General features: G+C 71.3%; 15 protein-coding genes and 1 riboswitch. Of the genes, 10 read left to right on the plus strand and 5 right to left on the minus strand.

Going from position 1 to position 19,245, the window contains the following annotated elements; all coding sequences use genetic code 11:
• Positions 1–3 precede the first annotated feature (3 nt).
• Positions 4–1,227 carry a fumarylacetoacetase gene (gene fahA, locus OG289_RS30050; protein WP_327320845.1) on the minus strand — a complete coding sequence of 408 codons (1,224 nt, stop codon included), beginning with the start codon at positions 1,225–1,227 and terminating at the stop codon, positions 4–6.
• A 301-nt stretch (positions 1,228–1,528) separates the two neighbouring features.
• Here fahA and OG289_RS30055 point away from each other — a divergent pair, with 301 nt between their 5' ends.
• The 5 genes from OG289_RS30055 to OG289_RS30075 all read left to right on the plus strand — a co-directional run bounded on the left by OG289_RS30055 (position 1,529) and on the right by OG289_RS30075 (position 8,659).
• Positions 1,529–2,764 carry a DegT/DnrJ/EryC1/StrS family aminotransferase gene (locus tag OG289_RS30055; RefSeq protein ID WP_327317180.1) on the plus strand — a complete coding sequence of 412 codons (1,236 nt, stop codon included), beginning with the start codon at positions 1,529–1,531 and terminating at the stop codon, positions 2,762–2,764.
• The gene (locus tag OG289_RS30060; RefSeq protein WP_442818975.1) at positions 2,757–5,099 is read left to right on the plus strand and encodes a lipopolysaccharide biosynthesis protein; all 2,343 of its coding nucleotides are present in this window, start codon (positions 2,757–2,759) and stop codon (positions 5,097–5,099) included. Before OG289_RS30055 ends, OG289_RS30060 begins: the two co-directional genes overlap by 8 nt.
• A gap of 37 nt (positions 5,100–5,136) precedes the next feature.
• Positions 5,137–7,071, plus strand: a complete 1,935-nt coding sequence (locus OG289_RS30065; RefSeq protein WP_327317181.1) for a glycosyltransferase — start codon at positions 5,137–5,139, stop codon at positions 7,069–7,071.
• Positions 7,068–7,493 carry a hypothetical protein gene (locus tag OG289_RS30070; RefSeq protein WP_327317182.1) on the plus strand — a complete coding sequence of 142 codons (426 nt, stop codon included), beginning with the start codon at positions 7,068–7,070 and terminating at the stop codon, positions 7,491–7,493. Before OG289_RS30065 ends, OG289_RS30070 begins: the two co-directional genes overlap by 4 nt.
• Positions 7,494–7,621: 128 nt before the next feature.
• On the plus strand, positions 7,622–8,659 hold the full coding sequence (locus tag OG289_RS30075; RefSeq protein WP_327317183.1) for a glycosyl hydrolase: 1,038 nt from the start codon (positions 7,622–7,624) through the stop codon (positions 8,657–8,659).
• A gap of 93 nt (positions 8,660–8,752) precedes the next feature.
• On the opposite strand, the gene OG289_RS30080 is transcribed toward OG289_RS30075, so the two are convergent.
• From OG289_RS30080 to OG289_RS30090, 3 genes are all read right to left on the minus strand, one after another.
• A complete protein-coding gene (locus OG289_RS30080) occupies positions 8,753–9,508 on the minus strand; it encodes a polysaccharide deacetylase family protein (RefSeq protein ID WP_327320847.1) in 756 nt (251 codons plus the stop codon).
• Between the two features lie 116 nt (positions 9,509–9,624).
• On the minus strand, positions 9,625–11,043 hold the full coding sequence (locus OG289_RS30085; protein ID WP_327317184.1) for a glycosyltransferase: 1,419 nt from the start codon (positions 11,041–11,043) through the stop codon (positions 9,625–9,627).
• Between the two features lie 120 nt (positions 11,044–11,163).
• Complete coding sequence (locus tag OG289_RS30090; RefSeq protein ID WP_327317185.1) at positions 11,164–12,228, minus strand: GNAT family N-acetyltransferase; 1,065 nt, start codon at positions 12,226–12,228, stop codon at positions 11,164–11,166.
• 291 nt (positions 12,229–12,519) lie between these two features.
• Here OG289_RS30090 and OG289_RS30095 point away from each other — a divergent pair, with 291 nt between their 5' ends.
• Complete coding sequence (locus OG289_RS30095; protein WP_327317187.1) at positions 12,520–13,344, plus strand: HAD family hydrolase; 825 nt, start codon at positions 12,520–12,522, stop codon at positions 13,342–13,344.
• A gap of 19 nt (positions 13,345–13,363) precedes the next feature.
• Here OG289_RS30095 and OG289_RS30100 read toward each other — a convergent pair whose 3' ends face one another.
• Positions 13,364–13,846 carry a transglycosylase SLT domain-containing protein gene (locus OG289_RS30100; protein WP_327317188.1) on the minus strand — a complete coding sequence of 161 codons (483 nt, stop codon included), beginning with the start codon at positions 13,844–13,846 and terminating at the stop codon, positions 13,364–13,366.
• Positions 13,847–13,849: 3 nt separating this feature from the next.
• Positions 13,850–14,023: riboswitch (cyclic di-AMP (ydaO/yuaA leader) on the minus strand.
• Between the two features lie 540 nt (positions 14,024–14,563).
• Between OG289_RS30100 and OG289_RS30105 the strand changes: the two genes are divergently transcribed.
• The 4 genes from OG289_RS30105 to OG289_RS30120 all read left to right on the plus strand — a co-directional run bounded on the left by OG289_RS30105 (position 14,564) and on the right by OG289_RS30120 (position 19,245).
• Positions 14,564–15,574, plus strand: coding sequence for a polyprenyl synthetase family protein (locus OG289_RS30105; protein WP_327317189.1), 1,011 nt, complete (start codon positions 14,564–14,566; stop codon positions 15,572–15,574).
• Between the two features lie 455 nt (positions 15,575–16,029).
• Positions 16,030–17,286, plus strand: coding sequence for a LolA family protein (locus OG289_RS30110; protein WP_327317190.1), 1,257 nt, complete (start codon positions 16,030–16,032; stop codon positions 17,284–17,286).
• A gap of 26 nt (positions 17,287–17,312) precedes the next feature.
• Positions 17,313–18,272, plus strand: coding sequence for an ABC transporter ATP-binding protein (locus tag OG289_RS30115; RefSeq protein WP_327317191.1), 960 nt, complete (start codon positions 17,313–17,315; stop codon positions 18,270–18,272).
• On the plus strand, positions 18,259–19,245 hold the full coding sequence (locus OG289_RS30120; protein WP_442818976.1) for an ABC transporter permease: 987 nt from the start codon (positions 18,259–18,261) through the stop codon (positions 19,243–19,245). Before OG289_RS30115 ends, OG289_RS30120 begins: the two co-directional genes overlap by 14 nt.

The raw sequence follows: 19,245 nt of genomic DNA on the forward strand, positions 1-19,245 counted from the left end.
CCGTCACCCGTCGCTCGGCCCGGCGACCACCCGTCCGCTCACCTCTCCCAGTCCCACCCTCACTCCGCCGGGGCCGGGAGCCCACGCCGACAGGGTCACCACGTCGCCGTCCTCCAGGAACGTCCGCTTGCCGTCAGGGAGTTCGAGCGGATCACGGCCGTTCCAGGTCAGTTCCAGAAGGGAGCCGCGCTCGTGCGGGTTCGGGCCGCTGACCGTGCCCGAGCCGTACAGGTCGCCGGTACGCAGGGAGGCGCCGTTGACGGTCAGGTGGGCGAGTTGTTGGGCGGCCGTCCAGTACATGGTGGCGAAGGGCGGGTCGGAGACGACGTGACCGTTGAGTGCGACGGAGATGCGCAGGTCGTAGCCGGCGGGTTCGGCGGCCGAGTCGTCCAGGTAGGGGAGCAGGGGGTGGGTCCGCTCCGGGGGCGTCACCCGGGCGTTCTCCAAGGCCTCCAGCGGGGTGATCCAGGCCGACACCGACGTGGCGAACGACTTGGCGAGGAACGGGCCGAGAGGTACGTACTCCCAGGCCTGGAGGTCGCGGGCCGACCAGTCGTTGAGCAGGCACAGGCCGAAGACGTGCTCGCGGAAGTCGGCCAGCTCGACGGGGCTGCCCTGGGGCGAGGGCACACCGACCACGAAGCCGACCTCGGCCTCGATGTCGAGCCGCACGGACGGGCCGAAGACAGGAGCCGGGTCGGTCGGCGCCTTGCGCTGGCCCGAGGGGCGGACGACGTCCGTGCCGGAGACCACCACCGTGCCGGCGCGGCCGTGGTAGCCGATCGGCAGGTGCTTCCAGTTGGGCAGGAGGACGTCCCCGGCGTCCGGGCGGAAGATCGCTCCCGCGTTCCGGGCGTGGTGCTCGGAGGAGTAGAAGTCGACGTAGTCGGCGACCTCGAAGGGGAGATGCAGGGTCACTGTGGAGAGGGGGCGGAAGAGCGGTTCGACGGTAGGGCGGTGGGCTGGGTCGGTCACCCATTCGGTCAGCGTGCGGCGCACCTGCGACCAGGTCGTACGACCTGCCGCGAGCAGCGGGTTCAGGGTCGGTGCCGCGAGCAGGTCTGCGTGCGGCGAGCCGAGCGCGCGGGCCGCCGCGCCCGCGTCGAGCACGTGGTCGCCGAGCCGGACGCCGACGGTCCGCTCAGCGGAGCCCGGGAGGGAGAACACACCGTAGGGGAGGTTGTGCGGACCGAAGGGATCGCCCTCGGGAAGGTCGAAGGGGGGCATCGGGTAGTGCCTCTCTTTCCTGCGCTCTTTGGTGTTCGCCATGTTGTGCTCGCCGGACACCGGGCGGGTGCCGCGCGGGTGCGCCGAGCCGAGCCACACGTTACGGCTGACCTCGCGGAAGTGACACGGCGGCGGGACCGGCGAGGCCCTTCCGCTGACAGCGCTCCGCGTCCGATTGCTTACCGGAAGTCGTCAACGGGCCAGTCCGCAATCTTGACGGAGCGGTGCGAAAGGGGACACTCTGAGCGGGTGCTGGAAGGCCTCGGGGAGGGGGCTTTCCCCTGGCACAACTGGGGGGCTAATGGCCATAGGGGAGGCCGGCCTCGGGTCGGTGCGGCGTGGCTCACGGCCGAAGCGGCTGGAAGCGACGATGCGCGACAGACTCGGCCGGGAATGCGTGTACGTGCCGTCGTGCAGATTCGGGCTGTTCGTGGCCTTGCGCCACTGGTGCCCGCCCGGCGGGCGCGTGCTGATGTCGCCGGTCAACGACGACGTGATCTTCTTCGTCGTGCTCGCGGCCGGACTCAGGCCTGTGCAGGCGCCGTTGAACCCGCTGGACGCGTCGATCGACGTCGATGCCGTGCCCGAAGAGGTGTGGGGCTCACTGGCCGGCGTGCTCACGACGAATCTGTACGGCAACCCGGACGACACCCCGCGCCTGCGGGAGAAGTGCGACGCACTGGGCATCCCGTTGTTCGAGGACGGGGCGCACGCGATCGGCAGCGAGGTGGGTGGCCGGCCGGTCGGGGCCTGGGGCGACGCCTCCGTCTTCAGCCTGTCCAAGCATGTCGATGCCAAGGCCGGTGGCTTCCTGGCCTGTGCCGACCCGGGGCTGCGCGAGGCCCTGGAGAAGACCTGCGAGGACCTGCTGCTGCCGGGGCGGTTCACGGCGGAACTCGCCTACGCCGTCCGGCCGTACGCGGAGGCGACCGTGCGCGGGCTGCGGCTGCGGCGGGCCGCCTGGGCCATGATGCGGCTGCTCGGGCTGACGGAGCGGGAGGAGATCCGGATGCCGCTGCGGTCGGCCGAGCTGGCCCGCGCCGTCGACGCCGCGCCGGACCTCGCCGCCCACGACTCCTGGGTCCGCGTCGACATGCACGACTACCGGTTGCGTTCAGGACCGCTGAGAGCGGGTCGCATCGGCCGCAGGCTCGACCGCCTGGACGAGGTGCTGGCAGCCTGTCGGGCGGGCACCGAGCTGCTGCTCTCCACACAGTGGGCGCGGCCCGCACCACCCCGCGCCGACCGCGTCCAACCCCTTTTCCGGGTACCCCTGTTCGTCGCGGACCGGGATGCCGCGAGGGCGGCGCTCGCGCGGCGGGGCATCATCGTCGGGTACCTCTATGACCCGCCCCTGGACGACTACGCGGGTGCCGACTTCACCGACCCGTCGCCCGATCCCGAGGGGGCACGCTGGTTCGCCCGCCACGCGCTGCCCGTGGATCCGCTGCGGGCCCGGCAGGTCGTCGAGGTGCTTCAGGACTCCGGCGTACGGCCGGCCGAGGTGCCGGGAGGGCTGGAGCCGACCCGTGGCTGAGACGCAGGCGGAGATCCAGGTGCCCGAGCCCTCGGCGCCGTCCGCCGGAAAGGAGACGACCGGCCCGACGCCGGCCGACAGCACCCCAGGCTCCGACTCCCTGTTCAGGAACGCCTACTTCCTGATGCTCAGCACGGGCGTCTCCGCCGTGCTGGGGCTGGGCTTCTGGCTGGTGGCCGCGCGCTACTACTCGGAGGAGGCCGTCGGGCAGGGCTCGGCGGCCATCGCGGCGATGCGGCTGCTCGCCAGCGTCACGGCGACGACGATGATCGGCGCCGTCGTCCGCTTCGTGCCGCGGGCCGGACGGGCGACGGGCTCGCTGGTGTGGCGGGCCTACGCGGCCAGTTCGGTGGTCGTCGCCGTCGCCGCGTTCGTCTTCCTGCTCACCCTCGATCTGTGGGGGGCGACGTACGCGCCGCTCGGCACGACGGCCGCCGGGGCGGCGTTCGTCGTGGCGTGTGTGGCGTGGGCCCTGCTCACGCTCCAGGACGGAGTGCTCACCGGGCTGCGCAGGTCGGGATGGGTGCCCATCGGCAACGCGGTGTTCTCGACCGGCAAACTGATCCTGCTGGTCGTCTTCGCGACCGCGCTCCCGGCGCTCGGCATCTTCGTGTCCTGGGCCGTCGCGATCGCGTTCTCGACCCTGCCGCTGGGCTGGTTGATCTTCCGCCGGCTGATCCCGCGCCAGGCCGCCGACGACCGCGACCTGGAGCCTCCAGGGCTGCGGGAGATGGGCCGCTTCCTGGCCGGGGACTCGCTCGGCGCGCTGTTCAGCCTGGCGATGATCAACCTGCTGCCGGTGATGGTCGCGGTCCGCTTCAGCGCGGAGCAGAACGGCTACTTCTACGTGGCGTACACCGTCGGCGGCACGATGGAGTTCATGGCCATCAACATGGCCTCCTCCCTGACCGCCCACGCCTCGCACGATCCACGCCGTCTCGCCGACGGGGCGCGCGGAGCGCTGCGCCGTATGACGCTGCTGCTGGTGCCGGTGGTGCTCGTGCTGGTGCTGTTCGCCCCGCAGATCCTGATGCCGTTCAACGAGGACTACGCCGAGCACGGCACCACCGTGCTGCGGCTGCTGGCCGCGGGCGCGCTGCCCCGGGTCGTGGTCGAGCTGTACATCGGGGTGCTGCGGGTACAGGGCCGTACCGGGGTGCTCGCCGCGCTCCAGGGCGCCATGTGCACGCTCGTGCTGGGCAGCGCGGCCGTGCTGTTCGCCCCGGCCGGGATCGCGGGCGCGGGCTGGGCGGTGCTGCTCAGCATGACCCTGATCGCCGTCGTCTCGGTGGTGGGACTGCGGGCCGCGCTGCGCGGGACGGGCGGCGTGCCGGCCGTCCCGGCCGACCGGCCCCCGACGCCGGCCGCAGATGACGCTTCCGCGTACGGCACGAGCGGGGCCAGGCTGAACCCCACCGCCGGGTACGGCACGAGCTGGGCCCGCCGGGCCGCGTACGAGCGCGGGGCGTCCGACGAGGACACCGTCGCGCTGTTCATAGGGCGCCCGGGCTACGAGCGCGAGGCGCTGGAGGCGGACACCCTCGCGGTGATCGTCCGGCCCCAGAAGGCCCGCTCGCCGGTCCCGGAGCCTGTCGAGTCACGCGGGACGGCGCCCCCGTACGAGGGGGACGGGGTCTGGTCCGAGCGGTGGCAGCGGCGGCTGCGGACCGGACTGTGGGCGCTGATCGGGGTCGCCTCCCTGTGCTTCGGGGCGGCGCTGCGAGACCTGCCGTGGCTCGGCGGACACCTCTCGGGAGACCTCGCGGGACCGCTGAACGGGCGGGAGATGCTCGGGTTGCTGCCCCCATCGGCGCTTGCCGCCGGGGGCGCGCTGCTCATGCTGTTCGTCGCCGCGGTGACGTTGTGCGTGCGGCGCGAGGGGTGGCTGCCCGGTACCGCGCTCGCAGTCGCCGCGCTCGCCCTGCATTCCGTGCCGGTCGCGCTCGGACGGGAACCACGGCCGCTGGGTGGGACGTTCTATACGCAAACGGCCGGTTTCTTCGCGGAGACTCTGGGCCTGGCCGGGCCCGAACCGCTGCTGCGCTGGGTGCCGCCCGTCTGTCAGTTGCTGAGTCTTGTACCGCTGTGGCTGCTGCTCGCCCGCCTGGGCGGACGGCTGCCGTGGGCGGCACGCTGGGGGGCCGTCTTCCTCGCCGCCGTGGGGGGCTGGGCGGGGCGTGCGCCACTCGCTCCGGTCGCGCTGCCGTCGCTCGTCGTGCTGTTCCTACTCGTCCTGCTCCTGTCGCTCCACCGCGCAGAGCCGCCGACGGAGCCCGGCCAGGCTCCAGACCGTTTCCTCGTGAACGGCAGATCCGGAGTCCACACCAGCGACTGACCAAGCTTCAGAGCCGAAGGCCAGGGGGGGAACCGTCGTGCGTCCGCCAACCACTCCACGGAAGAGATCAGAACCAGAGCCGCTGCCGGCCGCCTCCGCATCCGGTACGACGTCCGAGCCGCCCCGCGCGACCACGGTCACCCAGGAGTCGCACGGCTCGGCAGGCGGTGAGGCCGTGCTCGACCTGTCCGACCTGTCGCCCGCCCGTCCCTGGCGCAACCCCGCGCTGTGGCCGGCCGCCGCGCTGCTCGTCGCGCTCGCCCTGTGGGGCTACGCGGTGACCCACACCGACGCCTCCGACATCGGCGACTTCGGTCTCGTCGCCGCGCTGCACCCCACGTTCTGGGCCGGACTCGCCCTGCTCACGGCCGGGTTCTGGTTCACCCTGCGCGGCCCGCAGCGGCATCCCGCCTGGGCGCCGGCGTTCGTGGTCGCGCTGCTGGTGATGGAGCGGGCCACCCAGGCCGTGGTGTACCCGACTCCGCTGTACGCGTGGGCGTGGAAGCACGACGCGGTCATCGACCACCTGTTGACGGCGGGCCATCTGCAGACCGCGGACGTGCTCGGAGACATGGCCGTCTACGACCAGTGGCCGGGTTTCTTCGCCGCGCAGGCCACGCTCGTGAAGTTGCTGGGTGTGGACTCCGCCGCGCAGTTCATGGCCTGGTGGCCGCTTGTCTCCAGCCTGATGCTGCTGCTCCCGCTGCTGCTGATCTACCGCACCTTCACCGAGGACCGGCGCCTGATCTGGAGCGCGGTCTGGCTCTTCTACGTCGCCAACTGGGTGGGCCAGGACTACTTCTCGCCTCAGTCCGTGGCGTTCGCCCTCCACCTCGGCGTGCTGGCCGTCGTCCTGCGCAGGTACGCGAGCGGCAGAAGGAGCGAGGCGACGGGCGGGGGAAGGACCGGCGAACAGCGGCAGGCCGTGTGGACGATGCTGCTCACCGTGCTGGTCGTGGCCATCGTCATCTCGCACCAACTCACCCCGGGCATGCTCGTCGTGTCCCTGGCAGCCCTGTTCTTCAACCGCCGCTACCGCGACCGCGTCCCGCTGATCACGACCGCCGTGATCTTCCTGGCCTGGTGCCTCACGGCCGCGCTGCCCTTCCTGTCCGCCACGATGCCGGACATGCTCCGCTCCATCGGCGACGTCGGGGGCAACGTCTCCACGGGGTACGGGGCGACCCCGACCGGCACGGGAGCGGTGACGACGTCCTGGGCGGCCCGGCTGTTGTCGGGCGGGACACTGCTGCTCGCGGCGGTCGGCGCGCTGCGCCGGCCGGTCCTGCGTCACCGGGCCCTGCCGCTGCTGCTGCTCGCGGTGGCCCCGCTGCCGATGTTCGCGGCGAGCAGCTACGGCGCCGAGATGATCTTCCGGGTGCTGATGTTCATGCTGCCCGGAGCCGCCTTCTTCGCCGCGGCGGCCCTGCTGCCCCAGGTGCGCACGGTGGCGGCCGTCGAGGCGCAGGGCCGCAGGCCCGAGTCCCGCCGGTTCGTCTGGCTGCCCCTGGCCGTACTTCTCGTCGGCACGTTCGCCTTTGTACCGAGTTACTCCGGCAAGGACCGCATCAGCTACTTCCCGCCGGCCGAGGTCGACCTCGTGCAGCAGGTCTTCGACAAGGCGCCCGACGGGTCCCTCGTCGTGGCCGCCGACCGCAACTACCCGCTCGCGTTCGCCGACTACTGGCGGGTGGACCACTACTGGTTCCTCGACGACGCCCGCCATCATGTCGACCTGATCGTGAAGGACCCGGCGGCCACCCTCGCCCGCGACATGGCGACGGTGGAGTCACCGGGCCGCTCCTACCTGCTGCTCACGCAGGGCCAGTTCGCCGACTCGGAGATGAACGGGCTGCTCACCGAAGCCCAGTTGAACCGTATCGAGAAGTCCGTGGCCGCGTCCCCGCTGTTCGAGCGGGTGGTCGGGAACAGCGCCGGCACGGCGTACGTACTGAAGGAGAGGGGCCGATGACCCCGCAGGAACTCGTGGTCCGGATACTGCCCCCGTTCGGCGGCTGGCTGGCCCTCTCCGCGCTCGCGCTGCCCGACGGCTCCGGGCTGCGGGGCGTCGCGATGGTCGTGTTCCTCGCGGCGGGGCCGGGCGCCGCCCTGGTCAGAATCTGCGGGCCCGCACTGGGCGTGCGGCCCGCCGAAGGACCCGTCGAGAGCAGGGACCCGGCCTTCGCGCACCACTCCGACCTGCTGGAGCGGCTGATGCTGATCGTGTTCCTGAGCGTCGCCGTCGTCCTGCTCGCCGCGACGGTCTTCATCGCCACGCACGCCTTCAGCGCGCAGCGCGTCCTGCTGACCCTGACGCTGCTGACCACGATCGCCGCGTTCTGCCCGCGGCTGCGCGCCTCCCCGCCGAGGACTGGGAAGGGTACTGCTCTGTGAGGTCGCTCCACCCTTTTCGCCGCCGTATCCGACCTGCACACCTCCACCGCCGCCCGACCGGCGTCCGAGCCGACATTCCGGGCCACCCCCGTCACCTGCTGCTGGCGGTCGCCACCGCGCTCTGTGCCGTGCTGACCGCCGTGCTCCTTGTGCGTGACGGCCCCCTGGGGGACTCCGGGGCCAGGCCGGGGGAGGCCATCGGGTCGCGGCCGTCCGCGCTCGGCGGGAAGTGCGCGCCGAGCGCGCTGCTCGAACCGCCCTGCGGCGCCTGGTTCGGGGCCTTCGTGCCGCACAGCAAGGGAAACCTGGCGGAGAAGGTCCACGACTACGAGGAGAAGGTGGGCCGCAAGCTCGACATCGTCTACACGTACCACGACATGTCCCTCGCTCAAGGGACGAGCCTGGAGGGACAGTTGCTCACCACGGAGGAGCAGCGCGTCGCCGCCGACGGCCATCTGCTGCTGCTCTCCTGGGAGAGCAAGTGGTGGGGCGGCACGAAGGCGCAGCAGCCCACCTGGAAGCAGATGGCGGACGGCGACCTGGACGCGTCCGTCATCGACGTCCAGGCCGAACGCGTCAAGCAGTACGGGCGCTCCACCGGGCAGAAGATCTTCCTCTCCTTCGACCTGGAGATGGACACCCGGACGCCGGCCAACGGCACCCCGGAGGACTACGTCAGGGCGTACCGGCACATCCACGATCGGTTCCGGAAGCTGGGCGTCACCAACGTGGTGTGGACGTGGATCACCACGGGCTACCTGCCCCACGCCGAACTGATCAAGCGGATGTACCCCGGAGACGACTACGTCGACTGGGTCGCCTACAACCAGTACAACTACTACCGGTGCCACAAGGCGAACTGGCTGTCCTTCGCGCAGACCCAGCGGGCCACGCACGACTGGATACGCAAGAACATCTCCGACGACAAACCGCTGATGCTCTCCGAGTTCGGCACCGCCAACGACCCGTCGCAGCCGGACCGGCAGGCCGAGTGGTACGCGAAGGTGCCGGCGGTGCTGAAGGGCTTGACGGGCGTCAAGGCCGCGCTCCAGTGGAACTACCGCGACCCCGGGCCGCACTGCGATCTCGCGGTGGCCGGCGACGACGCCTGGGGCAGCCTGCGTAAGGCGGTCTCCGACCCCTACCTCAACCAGCCGTTGAGCTGACAGAGGCTGACACTGCCGACAGAACCTGTTGGGGATTGACGGGAACTCACGAAAGCAACCGCCGGAGGCCCCGGCCTCCGGCGGTGCGGGAGGTCAACCCGCGAAGACGGGCCCGCGCACCACCGCGCGGGCCCGGCGGTACCACCGCCACGCGACCGTCTTCGGGCTGTCGCGGTACGGCGCGATCCGTGCGCCCCGGCCCGACAGCCAGCCCTCGACGTCGGTGACGGTGTGGCCGCGGCGCACGATGAGCCGGGCGATGCGGTAGTGCTCGTCGCGGTCCGAACTGAGCGCGTGCCGCACGGCGGTGGCCGTCTCGTAGCCCGTGGCGACGGCCATCCGCCGTACCCGGCCGCTGTTGTAGCCGTGCGGGTAGGCGAGGTGGCGGACGCCGTGGCCGAGCGTGTCCTCCAACACCGAGCGGGAAGCCCGCAGTTCGTGCGCGAGCGCCCGGGGCGCGAGGGTGTCCAGCTGGGCGTGGGTGACCGTGTGGCTGCCGATCTCCATCCCGTACTGCTCCAGCCGCGCCGCCTGCTCCAGCGTCATCATCGGCGCGGGCGGCAGCAGACTGCGCCCGCCCGGGGTGATGGCGCCGGTGGTGAGGTAGGCGGTGGCGGAGAGTCCGCGCCCGGCCAGCGCCTCGGCGGTCGCACCGGGCAGGTCGGCGAAACCGTCGTCGAAGGTGAGCAGCACCGGCCGGGGAGGCAGCGGCGACCGCCCCGCGAGGTGGTCGGCGAGCACGCTGATCGTGACGGGAGTACGGCCGCTGTCGACGACGGCGTCCAGGTGCTCGCCGAACTGCTTCGGGCTGACGGTGAACTCGGCGATCCAGTCGGGCGGATCCTCCATCACGGCGTGGTACAGGAACACAGGGATGCTGCGGCCTCCGGACACCAGGACATCGCCACTGCCGTTGCCGTTGCCGTTGCCGCTGCCCCGGCCACTGCCTCTGGGGGCGGACGCCGTCATCGCGCGGCCCCCCGCAGCCGCAGCGCGCGCCGGGCCCGCAGATAGCCCACCGGCCCGTAGAGCATGCCGCGCCGCTGGAGCCGGGACAGCCGCCCGGGCCAGGCATGTGTCCGGTCGTCATGCCCACCGGGCGCGCCCCCCGCCCGCCCGCATACGCCCCCTGCCTGCCCGGACACGTCCCCTGCACGCGTCGCCGCCTCAGCCCCCGCCCCCGACGCCGTCCCGGCCCCCGCCCCCGAAACTGCCCTCGACGCCGTCCCAGCCTCCGCCTCCCGGCTGGCCGTCAGGGTTCGCGCGTAGGCCAGTCCCCTGGGCAGCCGGGCCAGGAACGCCGGGAGCAGGCCGGGGCGGTTGACAAGGATCGCCGTGAGGTAGGCGGTGAGGCCGGCGCCGTAGCCGTACGCCTGGGTCTCCAGGTCCCGCCAGGTCTCCCGGTGGTGGTGCCAGACGAGGGCCTGCGGGGTGTAGTGCAGCCGATGGCCCTCGGCGAGGACGCGGACGAACCCGTAGAGGTCGTCGCCGCCCCGCGCGAGCGTGCCCGCACCCGTCGCCGGGTCGAAGCCGCCGACCGCCCGCAGCACCTCCGTACGGAAGGCCATGCTGGCGCCGGAGCCGAAGCGGCCCGCGGTGAAGGGGAACAGCGGCTCGTCGGCCGGCGGGTCCTGCGGGTCGTACGTGCGTGCCGTGAAGCCCTTGGCGAAGCCACCGTGGCTCTCCAGGAGGACCTGCGCGGGCGTGCGCAGCCGGGCCGGGAGGATCAGGCCGGTGGCGCAGCCGAGGCGGGGGTCGGCGGTGAAGGGCGCGGTGAGTTCCGTGAGCCAGCGGGGGTCCGCCACGACGTCGTCGTCCGTGAAGGCGGTCACCTCGCCGTGCGCGGCTTCGACACCCTTGTTGTGCGCGACGGCGAGACCGGGCACCGGCTCGGTCACGTACCGCACTCGCTCGGCATACTTGTGTTCGATCAGGTCCCGGGTCGCGTCCGTCACCGGCGCGTTGTCGACGACGACGATCTCGAAGTCCGGGTGGTCCTGGGCGAGGAGCGAGTCGAGGGCGTGGGCGAGCTTCTCGACGCGTTCGCGGGTGGCGACGACAACCGTGGTGGACGGCACGGGCACCGGGCCGGGCAGGCGGGCGGGCCCCGCCGAGAAGGCTTCCTCGCGAGCGGCCAGACCCCGCAGGACCGCTTTCGGATCCGCGCCTTCCGGTACGTGTCCGAGGAGCGTCCCGACTGGTCTGCCACCCATTCTGACCAGCACGAACACCTCGCCGTGCGTGACGGGCGGGCTCCCCGGACCGGGTCTGAGCACGCCCCCCTCGTCCAGTTCGAGCTCGGCGATCTGCACCGGCCGGATGTCGAGGAACCTCTCGATCTCCTGCTGCACGATCTCCTGCCGCACACCTCTTGCGCGGGACATGAACCCCCCTTGTCTCATGACCGCCCTGTCGCAGACCGCCGTGTCCCAGACGGCCGTGTGTCCCAGACAGCCATGTCTCATGGCCGCCGTGTCTCATGGCCGTGCCGACCGGCGCTCTCGTCACGACCGGCGAAGCCGGCCCGCGCCCTTCAAGGTCCGTGCGGCCGCCGCGGCGAGCCGCGGGCGGTTGCGCACGAAGTGGTGCGCGCGGCGGGACGGTTCACGGCTGAGCCAGTAGAGCGCGGCGCCCGCCCCCGGACGCGTCCACGCTCCCTCGTACACGGGGATCTCCCCGGTCTTCAGCGAGTCCTTGTACTCGGCCGCGCCCCGCCCCAGGTCGAGCAGGCCGATGCCCTCGGCGGCGGCCGACTCGGCCATCCGCAGATGCAGCACCAGGCCGGGCGAGAACTTCGCGAACTCCGGCTCGTACGACGGGAACCAGCAGGCCAGGACGGTCGACGAACGCAGTCCGAAGTGCGCGGCGATCGGCCGCTCACCGGCGTAGAGCACGGACAGCGTGCCGGAGCACTCCGGCGCGCGCGTCCCGGCGAGCGCGGCCACCAGCCGGGTGATCCACTCCTGGGCGAAGCGGTCCCGGCGGCCGGTCCTGCGGTACTGCGCGGACTTCCACGCCATGAGCGTGCGCAGCGCGGCCGGGTCGCGTTCGTCGAACACGAACCGCAGCTCCCCGACCTGACGGCCGAGTTTGCGCTCCTTGGCGAGCGTCGTCTTCAGGAACTTCGGCGACTGCGCCCGCAGTACGGACTCGTAGGTCTCGTAACCCTTTTCGACGTCGATGACATAGGCGGCGTACTCCTCGGCCGCGTGCGCGACGAACAGCCCTTGCTCCGCCTCCAGGTTGTCGAAGGCGAAGCTCGACAGGGAGCACGCCCGCATCAGTTCGGCGCCGTTCAGCCCGAGACCCGGCGTCAGCACCGCGCCCTGCGCGTCCGAGACGCCGTACGCGAGGGCCTGGCCCTGGCCGAGCCGGCCCCGCTCGTGGGGCAGGAAACCGACCGGCTCACGCCCCTCGTACACCACCGCCACCCGCGCGCGTGGCCGCACGAGGCCCGCGGCGTCGGTGAACTCCGGTTCCATGAAGGGGTTTCGCGGAAGCGTCGACGCGGCACGCAGCGCGCGCCACCGCTCCTTCTCCCCCTCGCCGAGGTCTTCCGGCCTCAGCACACGAATGCGCCCACTGCTCAACCTGACCCCCCGATCAAGTCCCCCCTGGACACCTGGACGGTACCGCTCCACCCGGGCGTCGCGGTAGGTAGCGTCACATGTTGTTGCCAACCGGTGCAGAGGCCTTTAACCGTCCGCTACCCGGCGATGTGCCAGAAAGCCAATTCTTTGAGCCAGTCCCGAGCCTGTTGTGCACCAGTCGGCAAAGGGGAGTTGGCAGAACCGGACAGGACCTGGTCGTCGTTCGGTTCGCGTCGAACCCGGGGGGTGCGGGATCCGTATTCTCTGATCATGGCCGCACCCACCGCATATGCCGCGCGCAGCGCGTACTCCCTCATCGCCACCGACCTGGACGGAACGCTGCTCCGCGGCGACGACACCTTCTCCGACCGGTCGCTCGACGCGCTCGCGCGGGTGGCCGCCGCCGGTGCACGTCACCTGGTGGTCACGGGACGCCCCGCGCCCCGGGTGCGGCCGCTGCTCGACCGGCTGCACAGCAGAGGGCTCGCGGTGTGCGGACAGGGCGCGCAGTTGTACGACGCCGGCGCGGACCGTCTGCTGTGGTCGGTCACCCTGGACCGGGAGCTGGCCGAGACCGCGCTCGGCAAGATCGAGGCGGAGGTGGGGCAGCTGTACGCGGCCGTCGACCAGGACGGCGTCGACGGGCTGACGCTCATCGAGCCGGGCTACCGGATGCCGCACCCGACCCTGCCCGCCCTGCGCGTCGGCCGGCGCGACGACCTGTGGTGCGAGCCGATCAGCAAGGTGCTGCTGCGCCATCCCACCCTGTCCGACGACGAGTTGGCGGCGACGGCCCGCTCGGCGGTCGGCTCGCTCGCCACGGTCACCATGTCGGGGCCCGGCACGGTCGAGCTACAGCCCTGCGGGATCACCAAGGCGACGGGCCTGGCCCTGGCCGCCGAACGTCTGGGCCTGCGGCCCGAGGACACCATCGCCTTCGGGGACATGCCCAACGACATCCCGATGTTCGACTGGGCCGCGCGCGGAGTCGCGATGGCCAACGCCCATCCCGAACTCAAGGCGGTGGCCGACGAGGTGACGACGTCGAACGAGGACGACGGCGTGGCCGTCGTCCTCGAAAGACTGTTTCCGTGAACGGAGTCACACGGGTCTGTCAGTACGCGCCGAACACGTTGTCGATGGAGCCGTACCGGGCGGCCGCGTAGTTGCAGGCCGCGGTGATGTTCGCGACCGGGTCGTACGAGTTCCACGAGGTACCGGCGACGTGGTAGGCGCGGAAGGTCGGGTCGATGACCTGGAGCAGGCCCTTGGACGGGATGCCCGCGGCCGCGTTGGAGTCCCAGAGGTTGATGGCGTAGGGGTTGCCGGACGACTCGCGGATGACGTTGCGGTAGATGCCGTTGTACGTGCCCGGGATCCCGTGCTGCGACATCACCTGGAGGGAGGCGCGGATCCAGCCGTCGAGGTTGTCGGCGTAACCCAGGCTCGTGGCGGTGGCGACGGTCGGGGTCGCCGCGGAGGCACTGGTGGCGCCGAGGAGCGGGAGGGCGAGCACGGCCGCGCCGGTGGCGGCGACGGTGAGCGTGCGGGCGAGACGGTTACGGCGGGTGCGGCGCGGCTGAGCGGCAGCGGGCATGACGAAGTTCCTCTCCGGCGCCTGCGAGGTGAGCTGTCGGGTTCGGGCGGGAGCTGCCCGGTCGCGTCCTGACGGGCGCGACTTCACCCCAAGCCGTACCGATATGTCTGAAACATTCGGTCCGGCGACTTACCTGGTTCCCCCGCTCCTGCCGTGCGTTATCGGTGGGTGTACAGGCGGCGGCAGGATTCGGCGTTCCGCCCGACAGGCCGGGAACGTATGCGAGAGCACATGTCCGGAACAAGTAGCCAATTCACAGATCAACCCTATTGACCTTGGTCTGTGACCTATGGGGTGCTTGATCCTTTGTGGGTGCAAAGCCCCAACTTGCTTGGGGGGTGCGGCGAATCGGTGAATGTCGAGTCGAAACCGGGCAGGCGTGGGGAGTGAGCCAAGTCACCGGCATTCATAAGGGTGGCGAATCGGACATTGAGCCCAAGTCATTGCCAAAGGAACGCTAAAGATTCGAGCGCGGGAAATGGTGGACTCGGGGGGAAGGGGGTGAGTAGATGCCCATTACTTCCCGGTAAGTCTATAAAAGTCAGTTCATATGTCTCGATCGGGAACATATCGGGCGTGATCCGGTACGGCCTGGCCTGTAACCGTGGGGGCTATCGGTGATCGAAACGTGACCGGATACGCTGACTTGAGTGATGGCAGAGACCTATCGACAAACCGCGTAACCGCCAGTAGACACCAGCAGACAGGAGACCCCTCGTGACCGTCGTCGGGCCGTTCGGGCTGAGCGTGCGGGACCAGGCTCTGGAAGCCGATGTCCAGGCCGGATTGGCGGCTGTCGAGGAAGGCTTGCTCGAGGCCACCAAGAGCGAGGTTCCCTTCATCACCGAGGCCGCCCAGCATCTCGTGCGAGCGGGCGGGAAGCGGTTCCGGCCCCTGCTCGTGGTGCTCGCGTCGCAGTTCGGGGACCCGTACGCGCCGGGCATCGTGCCGTCGGCCGTGGTCGTGGAGCTGACCCATCTGGCCACGCTGTACCACGACGACGTGATGGACGAGGCCGCCGTGCGCCGCGGGGTGCCCAGCGCCAACGCCCGCTGGGGGAACTCCGTCGCCGTCCTCACGGGTGACTTCCTCTTCGCGCGCGCCTCCCACATCCTGGCCGACCTCGGGCCGGAGGCGGTGCGGGTGCAGGCGGAGGCGTTCGAGCGGCTGGTCACCGGGCAGATCCTGGAGACGGCCGGGCCGACGGACGGACGGGACCCGGTCGAGCACTACCTCGACGTGCTCGGTGGCAAGACGGGCTCGCTGGTGGCGGTGGCCTGCCGGTTCGGGGCGATGATGTCGGGCGCCGACGAGACGGTCGTCGACGTGCTGACGCAGTACGGCGAGCGGCTGGGCGTCGCCTTCCAGCTGGCGGACGACGTCCTGGACATCGCGTCCGACTCGCGCGAATCGGGCAAGACGCCGGGGACGGATCTTCGCGAGGGCGTTCCCACGCTGCCCGTGCTGCGGCTGCGGGAGCGGGCGGCGCGGTTGTCGCTGCCCGAGGACATCGCCCTGTGCGAGCTGCTGGACTCCGACCTGAGCGACGACGCCCGGCTCGCCGAGGCCCTGGAGGCGCTCCGGGTCCACCCGGCGCTGGAGCAGGCCCGCCGGGACACCGTGCGGTACGCGAAGGACGCGCGAGCCGCGCTGGCGCCGTTGCGGGAGTGCGACGCCAAGGCGGCGCTGATGGAACTCTGCGACGCGGTGGTCCACCGGGCCGGCTGACCCCCGTCCGACCCCGGTCCCAGTCCGTCCCGGCCCCGTCCGCCCCCGGTCCCGATCCGCCCCGGCCCCGTCCGGTCCTGGTCTCAGTCCGGTCCCGGTCTCAGTCCGTCCCGGCCTCCGCCGGTCCCGGCCCCGTCCGGTCCTGGTCTCAGTCCGTCCCGGCCTCCGCCGGTCCGGGCCCCGTCCGTCCCGGTCCTCTCTGGCCGCTCACGCCCTCGCCCCCTCGCCCTCCCCCGGTACCCCTACGGGTCGGCCGCTCTCTTCTCGCTCTCGTGTCATACCGCAGGCGTATGTGGAGTTGAGCCCTCGGGCTGACGCTTCGCGGCGGCCGATTTGGTCAGATGGGGACTACGGGAAAACACCACTCCTCACCGATTCGGGTGAGAATGGCGGCTTGGGGTGGGGCGTTCAGCGTGAGATGACCAGCCGCCGCCGACGACGGAGGTAAGGCACACATGGCACCGAAGGCATCCGACGACACCATGACCGGCGCGGAGCCGAACGGCGGGGAGGCCGACGACCTGCGCGCCGGGCGGCGCAAGGCCGTGCGGTACGTCGTCCCGGTCACCGTGATCGGTGTCGCGGCGGCGACGATCGGGCTGGTCCCGGCGCTCGCCGACTCCGGCGACCCCGACCTGCCGAAGATCACCGCACAGCAACTCCTCGACAAGATCGCCGCTTCGGACGTACAGCAGCTGTCCGGAACGGTGAAGATCAGCACCGATCTCGGGCTGCCCGACCTCGGCGGGCTGGAGAGCGGTCTCCTTTCCGGGGCCGCACAGCAGGGTGGTGACGGTTCGTCCGCCGATCCGTCCACCAAGCTGACCGAACTCGCGTCCGGCACGCACACCCTGCGCGTCGCCGCCGACGGCCCGGACCGGCAGAAGCTCTCGCTGCTGGAGAACGCCGCCGAGTACAGCGTCATCCACAACGGCAAGGACGTGTGGGGGTACGACAGCGCCTCCAACGAGGTCTACCACTCCACCGTCGACGAGAGCTCCGACAAGGCGGAGACACCTGTTCCGGCCACGCCCAAGGACCTCACCGAGGACGCCCTGAAGGCGGTCGACGACACGACCTCCGTGACCGTCGACGGCACCGTCCAGGTCGCCGGCCGTGACGCCTACAAGCTGCTGGTCAAGCCGAAGCAGTCCGGCTCCACGGTCGGCGCGATCAGCGTGGCCGTGGACGCGAAGACGGGCCTGCCGCTGAAGTTCACGCTGACCCCGGCGAGCGGCGGCGCCGCCGTCGTGGACGCGGGCTTCACCCAGGTCAGCTTCGCCAAGCCCGCCGCCTCCACCTTCGACTTCACCGCCCCCAAGGGCGCGAAGGTCACCGAGGGCGAGAAGGGCGAAGAGGCCGGCAAGTGGGACGAGGGAGGCGCGCCGGAGACGGCGCCGGGGCACTCCGGCTCCGACGACGACCTCGCGCAGGACCTCGGCGGTCCGGCCGGTCTCAACGTCATCGGCGAGGGCTGGACCTCCGTCGCCACCTTCGACACCGGCGGCGAGGGCATGCCCTCGGACTCCGCGGCCGGCGGCGACCTCGGCGGCTTCCTCGGCTCCTTCGGCGACAAGGTGAGCGGTAAGTTCGGTTCCGGCACGGTCTTCTCCACCCGCCTGATCAACGCCCTGATGACGGACGACGGCAAGGTCTACGTCGGCGCGGTCACCAAGGACGCCCTGGTGAAGGCGGCGAACGCGGGGAAGTAAGCAGCAACCTAGGGTCTGGGGAGCCGATGAGGGATTCCAAGGGCGACGGCGACGCCGTCATCCACACCCGCGCCCTCACCAAGCGCTACCGCGGCGGGCAACTCGCCGTGGACGGCCTCGACCTGACCGTCCCGGCGGGCAGCGTCTTCGGCTTCCTCGGGCCCAACGGCTCCGGCAAGACCACCACCATCCGCATGCTGATGGGGCTCATCGAGCCCACGGCCGGCTCGGCCCGCGTACTGGGGCAACCCATGCCGCGGGCCGCGCGCGCCGTCCTGCCCCACGTCGGGGCCCTCATCGAGGGCCCCGCCCTGTACGGCTTCCTCTCCGGCCGCGACAACCTGCTCCGCTACGACGCCGCCGACCCGACCGCCGACCCGCGCACCCGGCGTACTCGGGTCGCGGCGACGCTGGAACGGGTGGGGCTGACGGCCGCAGCCGGCAAGAAGGCGAAAGCGTACTCGCTGGGCATGAAGCAGCGCCTGGGCCTCGCCGCCGCGCTTCTCCAGCCCCGCCGCCTGCTCGTCCTCGACGAGCCGACCAACGGCCTGGACCCCCAGGGCATGCGGGAAATCCGTTCGTTGATTCGGGAGTTGGCGGCGGAGGGCACGACCGTGTTCCTCTCCTCCCATCTGCTCGACGAGATCGAGCAGGTGTGCACGCACGCGGCGGTGATGGCGCAGGGCCGGCTGATCGCACAGGGTTCGGTCGCGGACCTCGCGGCGGGGACACGTGGCCGGCTGGTCGTCACGACCCCGGACCCGGCGGACGCGGCCCGGGTGCTGAAGGAGCAGGGCGCCGGCGATGTCGTCGTCGCCGAGGACCGGGTGAGCGCGGAGGCTCCGCCTCCGGAGCGCGATCTCGCCGACCTGAACGCCGCGTTGGTGGCGGCGGGTGTCCGCGTCCGCGGCTTCGCCGTCGAACGGGCCTCCCTGGAGGACGCGTTCGTGGCGCTCACGGGGGAGGGATTCGATGTCGCAGGCTGAGACGGAGAGGGCGGCGGAGGCGGAGGCCGAGGTTGAAGCTGAGGCTGAAGCTGAAACTGGGGCGGAATCCGTGGGCAGCCCGCTTCCGCGCGCGGCCTCCCCACGGCCCCGGTCCCGGTCCTGGACCTGGACTTTCGGACTTCTGCGCAGCGAACTGCTGACCACCTTCCGGCGCTGGCGCACCCTCGCGCTGCTGGGCGTGCTGGCGGCCGTGCCGGTCCTGGTCGGGATCGCCGTGAAGATCGAGACGAGCGAAGGCTCGTCCGCCGGTCGCGGTGGTGGCGGGGGAGGGGGTGGTGGCGGTCCGGCGTTCATCTCGCAGGTCACCAACAACGGCCTGTTCCTGGTCTTCACCGCGCTGGCCGTGACGCTGCCGTTCTTCCTGCCGATGGCGATCGGTGTGATCGCGGGCGACGCGATCGCCGGCGAGGCGAACGCGGGCACGCTCCGCTACCTCCTGGTCGCCCCCGCCGGCCGCACCCGCCTCCTCCTGGCCAAGTACGCGACCGTCCTGACCTTCTGCCTGGCGGCCACGCTCGTGGTCGCGCTCTCGGCGCTGACGGTCGGGGCGTTGCTCTTCCCTCTCGGTGACCTGACGACGATCTCCGGCACCCGGATCGGCTTCGCCGACGGGCTGCTGAGGGCCCTGCTGATCGCCCTGGTAGTCGCCGCGTCACTGATCGGCGTGGCGGCGCTCGGTCTGTTCGTCTCCACGCTCACGAGCAGCGGCATCGCGGCGATGGCGACGACGGTGGGCCTGCTGATCACGATCCAGATCCTCGACCAGATCCCCCAGCTCCACGCGTTCCAGCCGTACTTCTTCTCGCACTACTGGCTGTCCTTCGCCGACCTCATGCGCGAGCCGGTCTACTGGGACGACCTCCAGAAGAACCTCGGCCTCCAGGCCCTGTACGCGGCGGTCTTCGGCTCGGCGGCCTGGGCGCGCTTCACGACGAAGGACGTCACGGCCTAG

This window comes from Streptomyces sp. NBC_01235 (genome assembly GCF_035989285.1).
Taxonomy (GTDB): Bacteria; Actinomycetota; Actinomycetes; order Streptomycetales; family Streptomycetaceae; genus Streptomyces.

Excerpts from the sequence above, each read along its gene's own strand:
- OG289_RS30100 (WP_327317188.1), bottom strand. The coding sequence starts at position 13,846 with ATGCCCGCTGCCGCTCAGCCGCGCCGCACCCGCCGTAACCGTCTCGCC.
- fahA (WP_327320845.1), bottom strand. The coding sequence starts at position 1,227 with ATGCCCCCCTTCGACCTTCCCGAGGGCGATCCCTTCGGTCCGCACAAC.
- OG289_RS30110 (WP_327317190.1), top strand. The coding sequence starts at position 16,030 with ATGGCACCGAAGGCATCCGACGACACCATGACCGGCGCGGAGCCGAAC.
- OG289_RS30055 (WP_327317180.1), top strand. The coding sequence starts at position 1,529 with ATGGCCATAGGGGAGGCCGGCCTCGGGTCGGTGCGGCGTGGCTCACGG.
- OG289_RS30095 (WP_327317187.1), top strand. The coding sequence starts at position 12,520 with ATGGCCGCACCCACCGCATATGCCGCGCGCAGCGCGTACTCCCTCATC.
- OG289_RS30070 (WP_327317182.1), top strand. The coding sequence starts at position 7,068 with ATGACCCCGCAGGAACTCGTGGTCCGGATACTGCCCCCGTTCGGCGGC.
- OG289_RS30080 (WP_327320847.1), bottom strand. The coding sequence starts at position 9,508 with ATGGAGGATCCGCCCGACTGGATCGCCGAGTTCACCGTCAGCCCGAAG.
- OG289_RS30115 (WP_327317191.1), top strand. The coding sequence starts at position 17,313 with ATGAGGGATTCCAAGGGCGACGGCGACGCCGTCATCCACACCCGCGCC.
- OG289_RS30120 (WP_442818976.1), top strand. The coding sequence starts at position 18,259 with ATGTCGCAGGCTGAGACGGAGAGGGCGGCGGAGGCGGAGGCCGAGGTT.
- OG289_RS30085 (WP_327317184.1), bottom strand. The coding sequence starts at position 11,043 with ATGTCCCGCGCAAGAGGTGTGCGGCAGGAGATCGTGCAGCAGGAGATC.